We start from the raw sequence: 13774 nt of genomic DNA on the forward strand, positions 1-13774 counted from the left end.
GTGTCGCTGGTGTGGTGTGGTGTGATCTTGGTGGGTTGGGTGTCGGTTCAGGCCAGGATCGCGTAGACCGTCGTCGCGTGGGCGGCGGTCTCCGTGCTGCCTTCCGCCGTTAAGGTGACCTCGGTGAAGGCCAGCGTGCGGCCCAGCTTGGTGATCCGTACGTCGAGCAGGACGTCCTTGCCCGTCACCGGTCGCTGGAACGTCGTGGACTGCTGCACTGTCGTCATCGGCACGAACCCGCCGCGGGCCGAGGAGATGGCGATGACCGTGGCCGTGTCGGCGGCGGCCATCATCGCCTGGCCGCACAGCCCGCCGCCCTGTCTGGCCAGGTCGTCGGACCAGGGAAGCCGGACGATGGCGTGGCGCTCGCCCACCTCCTCCACCCGCAACCCGAGCGCCTTGATCCAGGGGGCGAAGTATTCCTGGAGAATCGCCTCTGCGTCTGCTGGAGTCACGGGCTCATCATGCACGGTGGCCGGCGGGCGCGAGGCGGTCGGCGAGGTTCCTGTGGACAAGTCGCCACGGCCGGGAGCGGCTGTGGATAACGGGATGATGGCCAAGTTCGCAAGGAACCGCGCGCCTGGACGTCGAGCGCGCCGGTGCCCCGCGCCCACCTTCCAGGGCCTCCGGTACGCCGGCGTGAAGGAGAAGCGGGGACCTGAACCGGCCATCGGTGGCGACCCCGCCTTTAATGGGGCGGCGCCGGGCCGATGCTCTCCTTTACGCTCGAACCTATGGACTACCTGCAGGTCAACAGGGCCAACTGGAACGCGCGGGTCCCCATCCACGTGGGCAGCGACTTCTACGACGTCCGCGGCTTCAAGGTCGACGGCAGGATCGCGCTGACGCCGTTCGAGCGGGAAGAGGTCGGCGACGTGACCGGCCGCAGCCTCGTCCACCTGCAGTGCCACTTCGGCCTCGACACGCTCTCCTGGGCCAGGCTCGGCGCCGAGGTGACCGGCCTCGACTTCTCCGACGCCGCCATCACGCAGGCCAGGGCCCTGTCCGACGAGTGCGGCATCCCGGCGAGATTCGTCACGGCGGACGTGTACGACGCGGTCGAGGCGCTCGGCGAGAGGTACGACATCGTCTACACCGGCCTGGGCGCCCTGGTCTGGCTGCCCGACCTGACCCGCTGGGCGCGAACGGTCGCGGCCCTGCTCAAACCGGGCGGGTTCCTCTATCTCGCGGAGTTCCACCCGTTCGGCGACATCCTGGACGACGAGTCGGGCACCACCGTCACCTACGACTACTTCGACCGCAGCCCTCACGTCTGGGAGGAACCCCACACCTACACCGGTAGCGAAATCCTGGAGCACCAGACGTCCGTGCAGTTCCAGCACGGGATCGGCGAGGTCGTCAGCGCGGTGGCCGCGGCGGGCCTGCGCATGGAGTTCCTGCACGAGCACGACCACACCCTCTTCGCGCGCTACGCCACGCTGGTGGCTGACGGGAAGGAGTACCGCCTCCCGGAGGGCGCCCCCAGGATCCCGCTCATGTACTCCCTGCGGGCCACGGCCGCCAAGTGACGTTCGCGCAGCTCAGCGTCGTTACGGCCGGAGGGACAGGGCGTCGCGGAGCGGCATCGCGGGAAACCGTAAGATTCAGCTTCGTGAAGTCTCCAGCATCGATCAAGAAGGCCGCCGAATGGGCCTTGCCATACTGGACCAGAGGCCAGGCGGGGCGTGAGACGCCGCAAGACCTGTTCAGGGTGCTCTACTTCGGCTGGCTGGCGGCGTTCACGCTCAAGCTGCTCGGCTCGGCGTGGGACGTCTCGTGGCACTTCAAGTGGCTGCGTGACGACCTCGCCCCGCCCCACCTGCTCAACTCCGCCGGTACGGTCATCGCCGTCGCCCTGACCGTCATCCACGGCTACACCGGCTACGGCGTGGACAAGGCCGCGCTCCGGCTGATCCAGTGGGGCACCGGGATCTTCCTCGTCGCGGTGCCGCTCGACCTGATCAACCACCGCGTCAACGGGCTCGACATCACCTCGTGGAGCCCGTCGCACATCATGCTCTACGCAGGAACGTTCTTCATGATCGCGGGCGTGATCCGCGGCTGGTTCATGGGCGCGCCGCCGGGCAGGGAGCGGGTCGTGGTGCTGGGCGCGTTCTTCGCCTTCTTTCTGGAGAACGTGCACTTTCCCGAACAGCACCAGGAGTACGGCATCCTGTCCATCGGCGCCTGGGACAACCAGGCCACGTACGCCGAGCCGATCCTGCTGCGGTTCGCGGCCGACCAGATGGGGCGGCCTGTGGACCGGACGATGATGACCGGGTTCGCGCTGCCTGTGCCCGATTTTCTCTATCCGGTGTACGCGGTCGTCGCCGTGCTGTCCGTGCTGGTGGTGGCGCGGCTGCTGATCGGCCGGTTCGGCACGGCCACGCTCGTGGCCGCCTCTTACGTCGGGTTCAGGACGCTGATCTGGCCGTTGCTCACCTTCACCGGGTTCCCGCCGTCGGCCGTGCCGTTCTTCATGGTGGTGGCAGGGCTCGTCGTGGACCTGGCGTTCCTGCTGCGACTGCCCGCGCTCCGGGCGGTGCTGGGGGCCGTCGGGGTGACGGCCGCCGCCTACGGGGCGCTCATCGCGCAGAGCACGCTCATGGGGCCGGTGTACGGGGCGCTCAAGGGACAGGAAGGGCTGTTCGGAGCGCCTCCGCCGGCCACGTCGTCGGCCGTCTGGGCCGGGGTGGGGCTGCTGGCCGTCTGGGCGGTGGCGGAATGGGTTGTCGGCAGACGCAAGGCCCGGCCGGTCGACCCGATCGAACCCCCGGTCATCGCCGCCGCAACCCCCTGAGGCCCCACCCCGATGGCCGTGATTCGGGTCTGCGGTGGGGTTGGTGTCCGCAGGCGGACGATGCGCCGCAGACCAGGGCGGGGCAGCCCTGAGAGCTGAGGCGGAAAGCCAGGGCGGCCCGACCTGGGAGCTGGGTCGGGGACGGTTTGGAGGGATCAGGCGGCGGTTGGGGGATCAGGCGATCGAGGCCCGGGTGAGGGCTACCGCGACCCCGTACGCCAGCCCCATCACCCCCACCTCGACCGCCGCCCACCCCACCAGGGCAGTGGCACCGCCCTGGCGTACGGCGGGCAGCAGGCGGAAGCGGATGTGGGCGGCCACCGGCACCAGCAACGCCACCAGCACCGTCTTGACCACGATCAGCAGCCCGTAGTGGCTGGTGAGGATCGCGTCGGGAAGTGTCACCCCGGGCGTGAGCGCCATCGTCCCGAGCCCGTTGATCAGGCCGGACAGCGCCACCAGGAGCAGGCATACCGTGGCGATCCTGGAGAACCTGGGCAGCACCACGGCCAGCAGATCCCTGTGCGGCGCCACGAACACGGCCGTCGCCACCAGACCGCCCGTCCATGCCGCCGCACCCATCACGTGGATCTCCATCGAGACCATGATGGGGTCGTGCCAGATCGAGTTCACGGCGTGGCCGGTGACCGGGATCGGCAGCAACCCGAACAGCGCCACGATCACCCGCAGTTCGGCGGGCACCTTCTCGCCGAACCGCACCGCCATCAGCCCGATGCCCGCCGCCGCCAGCGCGCACGCGGCGCTGAACAGCAGGCCCTGGCCCGTGCCGACGTTCTCGACATATTCGGCGATCATCCCGAACGTCGGCACACTGCCGGGGTTCAGCTCGGCCGTCTGGAACACGATGGTGAGCAGCGCGCAGATCGCCCACGCCCAGGCCGCGATCACCGCCAGCGGCCGGACCCTGAGCAGGACGGGCTCGGTACGCTCCGGGTGGTCGAACCCCAGTAGCTTGGGCACCAGGCTGAGCCCGACGACGGCCACGGCGGCCAGGTCGAGCAGCACCCGCACGATCGGCAGGCCGACGGACACCAGCAGCCCCGGCATGGGGATCCCGGGCACGGACTGCTGAGCGGTGAACGAGCTCGCGGCCACGACGGAGACGATCGCGCACACGCCGAACGCCCCGACCACGAGCCGCCCGCCGACCCGCTGCCGGGAGAGGGATGGGGCGGGAGAAGCGGTGACGGTCACGCGCGCGTCTCCCCGGACACCGGCCCGTCACCCTGCCCCGACGTGCCGGCGGGCGGCTCAGAGGGCGGAGGCGCGGACGATGCGGGGGGAGGAGAGGTAAGGGCAGGGGCGGAAGGCCCGGTAGTGACGGCAGGCGGCCCACCGGGAGCGGCGATTCCGGTGGGGCCAGGGGCTCCGGCCTGAGCGGGGGCTTCGGTGGGGGTCGGCGTTGAGCGGCGGAGGGCGACTGCTGTGCCGGCGGCCAGCACCAGCAGGGCGCCCACGATCCAGACCACGGCCATCCCGGCTCCGCCGTTGGCCGCCGCCTCCGCCGCGTCCGCGCTGGATCCCTGCCCCCACGCGGCGGCGTTCTCACCGGCCCCGGAGGTGCTCTCCCCGGTACCAGGGGTGCTTTCCCCGGTCTCGGCGGTGTCTTTTCCGGTGTCGGGGCGAGCGTCTCCAGTGGCAGTGGTGCCGTTTTGCGAGGCGGCGTCGGCGGACAGGGTGAAGGTGATCTTGCCGGTGATCGGGTGCCCGTCGGCCGACAGGATTCGGTACCCCACCGTGTACGTCCCACCGCCCCGCAACGGCTTGACCTTCACGGAGACCCGTTCCGCGGCCACCACCGCGGAGCCGTCGGCCCAGGACGACCCGTCCGCCCCGGTCACCCCGACCTGGGCGTACCCCTGGCGTACCGCCTGGTCGAACACGAGCATCACCCGCTCGGGCGACGCCCCCAGCGTGGCCCCGTCCTTCGGGTCGCTGTCGACCAGGACGTTGTGCGCCTGAGCCGGCGCCGGAGCGATCCCGGCCGCGGCGCAGGCGAGCAGCAGGACCGTGAGTAGCCGCCTCAAAGCTTTAGAACCTTCCATGGAACACATCACGAACTTGTATATGGTCCCATCCATGGGAGACCTGTTCGGCGGCACGGCCCCTTACTATGCGAAATACCGCGCCGACTACGGCGAGGCGGCGATCGAGCACCTGGCGCGTGCGTTCGGCCAGGACAGCGGCGTGCTGGACCTCGGGTGCGGCCCCGGCACGGTGGCGATCCCGCTGGCGCGGCGGGTGCGCGAGGTGCTGGCCGTCGATCCGGACGAGGGGATGCTGGCCGAGGGCAGGCGGCTGGCGTCCGGGGTGCGGAACGTCCGCTGGCTCTCCGGTGACTCGATGAAGCTGCGTGAGCTGCCGGCGTTCGACCACATCGTCATGGGCCGGTCGTTTCACTGGATGGACCGCCGCGCGGTTCTGGCCGAGCTGGACGACCTGCTGCCGCCGCACGGCGTCGTGGCGATCATCGGCCCGACCCGTGACGGCGAGGATCTGCCGTGGGAGCCGGCCATGCGGCGGGTACGCGACGAGTTCGACGTCAACACCTTCACCGCCACGAACTCCTACCAGGCCACCGGCGAGCACCACCACGACGTCCTGGCCGTCTCGCCGTTCAGCTCCATGGACCTGGCCGTGTACGAGCACCGCCTGACCTACGACCTGGGCGCCGTCGTCGGCCTGCAGTTGTCCTACTCCTACACCGCGCCCGCCCGCCTGGGCGACAGGGTGGCGGCGTTCACCGAGGCGGCCAGGAAGGAGCTGGTCGCGCTCAACCCAGAAGGCCGGTGGGAGCACACGGCGGAGACCGAGGTCCTGATCGCCAGACGCCCCCGCGCCGTTGACAAATCCGGGCAGGGCCGGCGGCTCAGCCCCAGATCCCCATGACCTTCCAGATCCGCCGCGTCAGCGGATTGATCAGCCCGATCTCCCCGCACAACTCCCGAGTCCGCCCCACCGAGTCCCTGATCTCCCCCTTCGCGGCGGGATTACGCAGATAGACCTCGGCCACCACATGGGCGGGGATCCGGAAGCGCCGGATCATCGGCCCGGGAGGCGCCAGCATGATCCGCGCCATCACCCCCAGGATGATCGGCGAGATGGCGCCCAGCAGCAGCCGCCGGTGCCGGGGCAGCCGTGGCACCCGGTTGCGCAGGTAGTGGCGCGCGAACGAGATGTGCCGCGCTTCTTCGGCGACGTGGATCCGGATGATCGTCTCTTCGAGCGGGTGGTGCGTCCGCCCGTCCTTGAGCAGCTTGCGCTGCACGTGGTCGATCGGGTCCTCCCCGCCCAGCACGAACACGAAGAACAGTTCGGTCGAGATCAGCGGGATCCACGGCGCGACCTGCGCGAGCACCGACAGCGGTCCGGGCATGCCGCGTACCGGTAACCGGGTACGGTTCACGAACTCCTGGAACATCATCCCGTGATGTCCCTCTTCGATGGCCTCGTGGTAGACGTAGCGGAACTCGGGTGATCCGTTCGGCAGCCGGTAGGCGTAGTTGAGCAGCCCGCGTTTGAGCAGGTTCTCGAACTGCAGGCCGATCTTCATCGCGGTGGCCACCCGCCACAGCCCGATCATCGCCCGCACCTCGGGCGGACGGCTGCGGTACCACGGGTGGCCGCCGAGCTTGTCGAATTCGGGCAGCTCCCAGCGCGGATCGGCCTGGTCGACCAGGAACTCCGGATCGTCCCATGGGATGTCCCGGTACGGCTCCCAGTGTTTGTCCACCGACGCCTTCGACAGCCGTTCGATGACCGCTTCGTAGGCGCCGGAGTTGGCCACCTGCTCGTCGTGTTCCCTGGCGGCGGTGGTGCTCGGTGCGGATGTCATGACATGTGCCCCTCTCCTCACAGATGAGCCATGGATGGGCCGAGCACCTTTATTGTACGAGCCATCCAATAGTGGGGAAAGGGTGAGTGTCACAGATTGTCCGCGCTCAGCCCCAGTTCGCCCGCCGCCGCCGTACGGATGAGCGTGTTGACGCGCCGCCGCGAGAGCGCCCTGGGGTGCACGTGCGCCTGGATCGCCAGCCCGTCGATGAGCGCCAGGATCCGCCACGTCGTCGCGTCGGGATCGGCGCACTTGAACTCTCCCGACTCCACCCCGGCCTCGATGATCCCGCGCATGACCTGCCGCCCCTGGAGGTCGATCTTCCGGGAGATGCCCTCCAGCTCGGGGCTGCGCATCGCCTCCGCCCAGGCGTCGATCCACAGGCGCCAGCCCTCGGTGGGGATGGCCGGCGAGGACAGTCTGAGCAGGGTGCGCAGCCGGTCGAGCGGTGTGCCCTTGGAGTGCTCGACGTCGCCGAGCGCCTTGAGATGGAGCCGGGCCGCGTAGCTGAAGGCCTGTGCGAACAGGCGTTCCTTGGTCTCGAAGTGGTAGAAGAGCAGCGCCTGGCTCACGCCGGCGGCTCTGGCGATGTCGAGGGTTCTGGTGTGCCCGAATCCCTGCTCCGCGATCACCTCGCAGGCCGTCTTCAGCAAATCGTCACGCCGTAATCGGCTGAAACCTGTTGTCACAGCGAGTAACTCTAACTTCTGATCTAAGGTATTTATAGGACAAACCGGGCGCGGCTGTCGCGCTAGGAGGAGGGGGCCGGGCGGCCGGGGTGACGGACGGTCACATTGATCATGGTAGCCATGGGGCCTCCGCGTTTTTTGATCGGGTCGAAACCCTTTCCGTACCCGTCTTTAGTGATCACGTACCGGCATCCGGGCAACGAAGCGGGCTCCGCGTTCTGAATCCTCGATCGTGAGCGTGCCGCTGTGGCTCCAGGCGATCTCGCGGGCGATGGGCAGGCCGAGCCCGGTGCCGCCGGCGTCGCGGCTGCGGGAGGCGTCCAGGCGGGTGAAACGCTGGAAGACCGTCTCGCGGTGCTCGGGCGCGATGCCCGCGCCGTCGTCGCACACCTCCAGCACGGCCTCCCCACCCGCGCGCCGCACGCTCACCGTGATCCGCGACTCGGCGTGCCGCTCGGCGTTGTCCAGCAGGTTCGTCAGCAGGCGGGCCAGGCGGAGCCGGTCGCCGGTCACGGTCACGCCGTGATCGAGCGAGGTGACGACCTTCTTGGAGCGCGGCCTGGCGGTCTCGGCGCGGGCCAGTTCGGCCAGGTCCACGGCTTCGAGGCGGGCGGGGGCGCCCGCGTCGAGCTTGGCCAGCGTGAGCAGGTCGGTGACGATGTTCTGCAGGCGGTCGAGGCTGCTCGTCAGCTTCTCGCAGGTCTCGGGCCAGTCGGTCTCGGCGGGGGCGAGCATGGCCCCGTCGAGCTCCGCCCGCATGGCCGTGATCGGGCTGCGCAGGTCGTGCGAGGCGTCGGAGGCGAATCTGCGCTGCTGCTCCATCGCCCCCTCCAGGCGGGCGAGGGTGCGGTTCGCGGTCTCGGCCAGGCCCTTGATCTCGTCGGCGCCGTCGGGGACGGGCACTCGCATCGTCCCGTTCCCCGCGGTGATTTCTGAAAGCTTTTCGGTGATGGTCCTGACGGGCGCGAGCGTCCTGGCCACCACGCGCGAGACGCCGAACCAGGCCAGGCAGACCAGCCCCGCGCAGGCGCCGGTCAGGAACGCCAGCGCGCCGGGGTCCACGTACCAGGCCGGCAGAGGGCCGAAGGTGTAGATGATCCAGTCGCCCTCCGGCTCGTTCACGCGGAAGGCGGCCATGATCTGGCACGCCCCGGTGAGCCCCGGCAGGCCGCAGAGCACGGCGTTGTGGTGGACGGCGCCGGGGCCGGGCGCGGCGGTCGTCAGCCGGGGCGCGCCGGCCAGGTTCGGCGTCGAGGACACCACGCGGCCGCCTCCGTCGACGACCTGGACGCTGTGCGGCGCCACGTCGACCGTCGGGGGCAGCTCATGATCCTTGATCAGGTGCACGACGCGCAGGGCGCCGCCGATCACCTCGTTCCTGCGGATCTCGACGACCACGTGGTGCGCCGCCCGCAGCAGTAGAGCGCTGGTGGCCACGCACAGGACCGCCATGGTGACGCCCGCGAACAGCGCCAGCCGCGCACGCAAAGACCGGCCCAGCATACGATCACGGTAATCGGAAGAACACGCTGGGTAGTGCCTCGTTGATATCGCAGGAGGTTCTCCAGCAAACCGCCTCGAAGACCTCCCAACGGGAACCCTCTTTGCCCGCCGCGGTGGCCTGGCTAGAGTAAGTGAGCGCTGATGCCAAGGAGCCGACGTGAACCTCGACGAGTATCGCCGTGCGGCCAGGGCCTGGCTGCGGGAGAACGTTCCATCCGAAGATCGCCCCGAGGGCGACCCGCTCGCCCGGGCCAAGGAGTTCATGGCCAAGCTCCACGACGCCGGATACTCCGGCATCACATGGCCGAAGGAATGGGGCGGCCAGGGGCTGACGCAGGCGGAGGAGCGCGCGTTCGCCGCCGAGGCCCGCGACTACGCCCTCCCCACGTACGTCTTCTCGATCGGCCTCGGCATGACCGGCCCGACGATCCTCGATCGCGGCACCGACCGGCAGCGCGAGCGGTTCCTGCGGCCGCTGCTGCGCGGCGAGGAGATCTGGTGCCAGCTCTTCTCCGAGCCGGGCGCGGGCAGCGACGTGGCCGCCCTGCAGACCAGGGCCGTACGCGACGTGGACCACTGGATCGTCAACGGCCAGAAGGTGTGGACCTCGGTGGCCCACCACGCCGACTGGGGCCTGTTGCTGGCCCGCACCGACGTGGAGGTGCCCAAGCACAAGGGGCTGACCATGTTCGTGGTGGACATGCGTCACCCGGGGGTGACGGTCAGGCCGCTGAAGGACATGTCCGGCAGGTCCAACTTCAATGAGATCTTCTTCGACAACGTGCCGATCCCCGACGAGCACCGCGTGGGCGAGGTGAACGACGGCTGGAGCGTGGCCGTCACGACCCTCCTGCACGAGCGGCTGTCGATCTCGGCGGGCGTCGGCATGGGGGGCAGGAAGGACGACCCCGCCTCGCTCGACGCGCTGCGCCAGGTCGTCGACACCGATGACCCCCTGGTCCGCGACGAACTCGTCGAACTGCACATCCGCCGCCGCGCCCTGGCGCTGTTCAACCAGCGTCTGGCCCAGGAGACCAGGGCCGGGATCTTCCCCGGCGCCCGCGGCAGCGCCGCCAAGCTGCTGCTGGCCGAGCTGACGCTGTTCCAGGCCGACCTGGCCACGCGGCTCGTGGGCCCCGAGGCCGTGCTGGGCGACCATCCGCTCGCCCAGACGATCTCGGTGGCCCCCGGCCTGTCGCTGGGCGGCGGCACCAACGAGATCATGCGCAACATCGTGGGCGACCGCGTGCTCGGCCTGCCGCCCGAGCCGAGGGTGGACAAGACCGTGCCGTTCAAGGACCTGAAGGTGGGGACACAGGAGTGAAGCTCGTACTCAGCCAGGAGCAGCGGCACCTGCGCGAGAGCGTGCGCGCCTTCCTGCGGGCGGCCTCGCCGCTGCCCAAGGCCCGCCAGGGTTACGACCCCCAGGTGTACGCCAGGCTGAACGGCGAGCTCGGCCTGTCCGGCCTGATCATCCCCGAGGAGTACGGCGGCGCCGGCGCGGGCCTGGCCGAGCTGGCGGTCGCGCTGGAGGAGACAGGCGCCGCCCTGCTGCCGGGGCCGTTCCTGACCACCGCGTTCGCCGTCTTCGCGCTCACCGCGACGCCCGGCGAGGAGCTGCTGTCGGCCATCGCGGAGGGCCGCACCACGGCCACGCTCGCCCGGCACGGCCTCGAAGCCCCCGACGACGCCACGGTGAGCGGCACGCTGCCGCAGGTCCTCAGCGGCATGGACGCCGACGTCCTGCTGGCCCGCGCGGGCGACGTCCTGGTCGCCGTCGAGCTGAGCGCGCCCGGCGTCACCAGGACCGCGCTGGAGACCCTCGACCTCACGCGCGGCCAGGCGAAGGTGACGCTGCGGGGCGCGCCCTGCCAGGTGCTGGGCCCGTGGCCCGAGATCGACGACCTGGTGGCGGTGGCGCTGGCGGCCGAGCAGCTCGGCGTGATGCGGGCAGCGCTCGACGCCATCGTCGCCTACGCCAAGGTCCGCGTTGCCTTCGGCCGGTACATCGGCTCCTACCAGGGGGTCAAGCACAAGCTCGCCGACATGCACTGCAAGCTCGAACAGGCCGAGTCGATCGTCAGGTACGCCGCGTGGGCCGCCGACGAGTCGCCCGGCGAGCTGCCCGAGGCCGCCGCGCTCGCCCAGGCGTACGTCGGCCGAGCCTGTTTCGAGGTGGCCCGCGATCATCTGCTGCTGTTCGGCGGCATAGGTTTTACCTGGGAGCATGACGCTCATTTGTTTTACAAGCGGGCCAAAGCGGATGAGGTGCTGCTGGGCCCGCCCCGTATCCATCGTGCCCGTCTCGCACAACTGCTGGAGCTGTAATGGACGTCAGCGAGTTGCCCGGCTTCTACGCCATCGCCGCCGCCGACCCGGGGCGCATCGCGGTGATCGACACCGACGGCACGCGCACCTCGTACGGCGACCTGCTCGCCCGCGTCAACCAGGTCTCCCACGGGCTGCGGGCCCGCGGGCTCGGCACCGGCGAGGTGGTGGCGGGCGTGCTGCCCAACGGGATCGACGCGGTCGTCATGCTCATGGCCACCGGCCAGATCGGGCTCTACTACGTGCCGATCAACTGGCATCTGACCCCGTCGGAAGTGGCGTACATCCTCGCAGACTGCGACGCCAAGCTCGTCGTCACCAGCCCCGAGTACGCCGTGCCCGGCGCGGAGATCGGGATCGAGGGGCTGGCGGAAGGGCAGCCCGCGCACGCGCCGGACGAGCGCACGTGCGGCGCGGTCATGTGGTACACCTCCGGCACCACCGGCTTCCCCAAGGGCGTGCAGCGGCCGCTGCCCGGCGCCGAGCCCGAGGCGTTCCTGCCGCTGAACACGTGGTTCCTCGGCGAGGTCGTGGACCTGCGCCCGGGCGCGGAGGTCCACCTGGTGACCTCGCCGATGTACCACTCCTCGCCGTGCTCGCACACGCAGTTCGCGCTGCACCTCGGGCACACGGTGGTGATCGCGCCCAGGTTCGACCCGGTCAAGATCCTGGAGCTCATCGAACGGTACCGGGTGTCCAACGCCATGATGGTGCCGACCATGTTCCACCGGATGCTGCAGCTCCCCGAGGACGTCAAGGGCAAGTACGACGTGTCCAGCCTGCGCCAGGTCATCCACACCGCCGCCGCCTGCCCCGTCGCGGTCAAAAAGCAGATCATGGACTGGTGGGGCCCCGTCCTGTACGAGTACTACGGCTCGACCGAGAGCGCGGTCGCCTTCTCCGTCAAGCCGCACGACTGGCTGGCCAGGCCGGGCACCGTGGGCCGGCCCGCGCCCACGTTCGAGGTCAGGATCCTCGACGAGGACGGCAAGCGGCTCCCGGCCGGCGAGCCCGGCCTGATCTACGTCAAGTCCAGCATGGGCACCTTCGAGTACCGCAAGGACCCGGACAGGACCGCCGCCAGCATGCGGGGGGAGTGGTACGCGCCGGGCGACATCGGCTACCTGGACGAGGACGGCTACCTGTTCCTGTGCGACAGGCGCACCGACCTGATCGTCTCCGGCGGGGTGAACATCTACCCCGCCGAGATCGAGGCCGCCCTGCTCGAACACCCCGCCGTGGCCGACGTGGCCGTCATCGGGACGCCCGACGAGGAGTGGGGCCACAACGTGCTCGCCCTCGTCCAGCTCGTCGAGGGCGTCGAGCCGGGCCCCGAGCTCACCGCCGAGCTGCTGGAGCACTGCGGGCCCCGCATCGCCAGGTTCAAGCACCCGAAGGCGATCGAGTACCGCTCCAGGCTGCCGCGCACCCCGACGGGCAAGCTGTCACGCTCGAAGGTGCGCGCCGACTACCTCGGCGAGAACACCAGCTCCTCGCTGTAGCGCCCGCCGTCACCCAGGTAGAAGCGGGTGGAGAGGGTGCGCGCGGCGGGGTCGAAGATCGTGCTCCACAGCGTGCGGAACGGCATGGCCGGGTCCTCGGACGCGCCCACGCCGCGCAGGCTGTCACGTATGTCCTGCTCCGACATGGTGGCGCCCTTGCTGTTCTCGTGCAGCGTGCGCAGCCGCTCGAACGTCCTGAAGCTGTGCTCGGTGTCCGCGGGCAGGTTCATCGGGTCGGGGTGGCGGTGCAGCAGGTGGTTGGTGACGCAGAGCGGGCCGTCGCCGAACTCGATGATGTGCTCGGTGCCGTCCCTGCCGCGCTCCCACACGAACGCCTGCCCGTGCGCGTCCGCCACCAGGTAGTGCAGCGGCGCGCCGAAGTCGTAGTGCTTGGCGCCCAGCAGCGCCTGCTTGGCCTGGTCGGTGTTCTCGCACGTCTCCACCAGGAACCTGGGCAGGTGCACGCTGGACAGCCCCACCTGCGGCGTGACGGGGCCGTCCGGCGGCGTGGCGGTCTCGAAGTCGGCCATGAGCAGCATGACGGCCAGGCCCGCCGAGTTGATGCCGTCCATGCAGCCGTCGAGCTCGTTCATGGTGATCACGGTCGTGGCGAGCCCCTCGTCGGGCACCGTGGTGATCACGTAGGGGCGGGAACCGATGGGCAGCTCGCCGGGCCTGGGCGTGCCTCCCATGATCTCGCTGGTCGTCGCGGGGAAGAAGAAGTCGTAGTTGCGGCCCACCCTGCCGTTGCCGTCGGCCGACGCGGACGGGGGGATCCACATGGCAGAGCAGCCGGAGCCCTGCGGGATGTAGCTCATCGCGTCCAGGGCCACCTCGTCCTGGTCGGGGTCGAGGCCGAGGACCGCCGCCGCGCCGTCCATGCGGGCGTGGTGCTGCGGCCAGTGGCGCTCGAACCAGGTCCTGCGGGCCCGGTTCATGACCGGGTTCATCTGGGTGGGGGACCAGCCGAGCCTGCGGGCCTCCTCGGTGAGGACCTGGCCGATCTCGTACTGGCTGCCGGAGAGCGTGAGGTGGTGGACGAGCTGGGCGTCGTCCTTGCTGCCTGCGATCTGGGTCATGTTCTTCATGTCGCCCA

13 protein-coding genes are annotated in these 13774 nt (G+C 70.0%); 6 read left to right on the plus strand and 7 right to left on the minus strand.

Going from position 1 to position 13774, the window contains the following annotated elements; genetic code table 11:
- Window positions 1–47: 47 nt before the first annotated feature.
- Complete coding sequence (locus ACFOY2_RS06045; RefSeq protein WP_379526910.1) at window positions 48–455, minus strand: PaaI family thioesterase; 408 nt, start codon at window positions 453–455, stop codon at window positions 48–50.
- Between the two features lie 279 nt (window positions 456–734).
- On the opposite strand from ACFOY2_RS06045, the gene ACFOY2_RS06050 reads away from it, so the two are divergent.
- Complete coding sequence (locus ACFOY2_RS06050; protein ID WP_379526911.1) at window positions 735–1529, plus strand: class I SAM-dependent methyltransferase; 795 nt, start codon at window positions 735–737, stop codon at window positions 1527–1529.
- 83 nt (window positions 1530–1612) lie between these two features.
- Window positions 1613–2800 carry a hypothetical protein gene (locus tag ACFOY2_RS06055; RefSeq protein ID WP_379526912.1) on the plus strand — a complete coding sequence of 396 codons (1188 nt, stop codon included), beginning with the start codon at window positions 1613–1615 and terminating at the stop codon, window positions 2798–2800.
- Window positions 2801–2974: 174 nt separating this feature from the next.
- Here the strand turns inward: ACFOY2_RS06055 and ACFOY2_RS06060 are convergent, their stop codons facing one another.
- Both ACFOY2_RS06060 and ACFOY2_RS06065 read right to left on the minus strand, forming a co-directional pair.
- Window positions 2975–4015: a copper resistance D family protein gene (locus ACFOY2_RS06060; RefSeq protein ID WP_379526913.1), complete on the minus strand. Its 1041-nt coding sequence runs from the start codon at window positions 4013–4015 to the stop codon at window positions 2975–2977.
- On the minus strand, window positions 4012–4848 hold the full coding sequence (locus tag ACFOY2_RS06065) for a copper resistance CopC family protein (RefSeq protein ID WP_379526914.1): 837 nt from the start codon (window positions 4846–4848) through the stop codon (window positions 4012–4014). Before ACFOY2_RS06065 ends, ACFOY2_RS06060 begins: the two co-directional genes overlap by 4 nt.
- A 52-nt stretch (window positions 4849–4900) precedes the next feature.
- Here ACFOY2_RS06065 and ACFOY2_RS06070 point away from each other — a divergent pair, with 52 nt between their 5' ends.
- Window positions 4901–5710: a class I SAM-dependent methyltransferase gene (locus ACFOY2_RS06070; protein WP_379526915.1), complete on the plus strand. Its 810-nt coding sequence runs from the start codon at window positions 4901–4903 to the stop codon at window positions 5708–5710.
- Here ACFOY2_RS06070 and ACFOY2_RS06075 read toward each other — a convergent pair.
- From ACFOY2_RS06075 to ACFOY2_RS06085, 3 genes are all read right to left on the minus strand, one after another.
- Window positions 5691–6656: an AurF N-oxygenase family protein gene (locus ACFOY2_RS06075; protein ID WP_379526916.1), complete on the minus strand. Its 966-nt coding sequence runs from the start codon at window positions 6654–6656 to the stop codon at window positions 5691–5693. The genes ACFOY2_RS06070 and ACFOY2_RS06075 overlap by 20 nt on opposite strands.
- A gap of 89 nt (window positions 6657–6745) precedes the next feature.
- Window positions 6746–7345 (minus strand): TetR/AcrR family transcriptional regulator, encoded by a 600-nt coding sequence (locus tag ACFOY2_RS06080; RefSeq protein WP_379526917.1) that lies wholly within the window; start codon window positions 7343–7345, stop codon window positions 6746–6748.
- 171 nt (window positions 7346–7516) lie between these two features.
- A complete protein-coding gene (locus ACFOY2_RS06085) occupies window positions 7517–8848 on the minus strand; it encodes a HAMP domain-containing sensor histidine kinase (RefSeq protein ID WP_379526918.1) in 1332 nt (443 codons plus the stop codon).
- Between the two features lie 157 nt (window positions 8849–9005).
- On the opposite strand from ACFOY2_RS06085, the gene ACFOY2_RS06090 reads away from it, so the two are divergent.
- From ACFOY2_RS06090 to ACFOY2_RS06100, 3 genes are read left to right on the plus strand one after another with little or no spacing between them, the layout of a single operon-like run.
- The gene (locus tag ACFOY2_RS06090; RefSeq protein ID WP_379526919.1) at window positions 9006–10172 is read left to right on the plus strand and encodes an acyl-CoA dehydrogenase family protein; all 1167 of its coding nucleotides are present in this window, start codon (window positions 9006–9008) and stop codon (window positions 10170–10172) included.
- Window positions 10169–11176: an acyl-CoA dehydrogenase family protein gene (locus tag ACFOY2_RS06095; protein WP_379526920.1), complete on the plus strand. Its 1008-nt coding sequence runs from the start codon at window positions 10169–10171 to the stop codon at window positions 11174–11176. The genes ACFOY2_RS06090 and ACFOY2_RS06095 overlap by 4 nt, the downstream gene beginning before the upstream one ends.
- Entirely contained in the window at window positions 11176–12678 is a 1503-nt protein-coding gene (locus ACFOY2_RS06100) for an AMP-binding protein (protein WP_379526921.1), read from the plus strand. Before ACFOY2_RS06095 ends, ACFOY2_RS06100 begins: the two co-directional genes overlap by 1 nt.
- Here ACFOY2_RS06100 and ACFOY2_RS06105 read toward each other — a convergent pair.
- Window positions 12645–13766, minus strand: a complete 1122-nt coding sequence (locus ACFOY2_RS06105) for a C45 family autoproteolytic acyltransferase/hydolase (RefSeq protein WP_379526922.1) — start codon at window positions 13764–13766, stop codon at window positions 12645–12647. The genes ACFOY2_RS06100 and ACFOY2_RS06105 overlap by 34 nt on opposite strands.
- Window positions 13767–13774: the final 8 nt, after the last annotated feature.

It is taken from the genome of Nonomuraea purpurea (assembly GCF_042650645.1).
GTDB lineage: Bacteria > Actinomycetota > Actinomycetes > Streptosporangiales > Streptosporangiaceae > Nonomuraea > Nonomuraea purpurea.

What these genes read in the sequence shown, in the direction of transcription:
- ACFOY2_RS06050 (WP_379526911.1), top strand. Translation starts at nt 735, where the DNA reads ATGGACTACCTGCAGGTCAACAGGGCCAACTGGAACGCGCGGGTCCCC.
- ACFOY2_RS06070 (WP_379526915.1), top strand. Translation starts at nt 4,901, where the DNA reads ATGGGAGACCTGTTCGGCGGCACGGCCCCTTACTATGCGAAATACCGC.
- ACFOY2_RS06075 (WP_379526916.1), bottom strand. Translation starts at nt 6,656, where the DNA reads ATGACATCCGCACCGAGCACCACCGCCGCCAGGGAACACGACGAGCAG.
- ACFOY2_RS06085 (WP_379526918.1), bottom strand. Translation starts at nt 8,848, where the DNA reads ATGCTGGGCCGGTCTTTGCGTGCGCGGCTGGCGCTGTTCGCGGGCGTC.
- ACFOY2_RS06100 (WP_379526921.1), top strand. Translation starts at nt 11,176, where the DNA reads ATGGACGTCAGCGAGTTGCCCGGCTTCTACGCCATCGCCGCCGCCGAC.
- ACFOY2_RS06105 (WP_379526922.1), bottom strand. Translation starts at nt 13,766, where the DNA reads ATGAAGAACATGACCCAGATCGCAGGCAGCAAGGACGACGCCCAGCTC.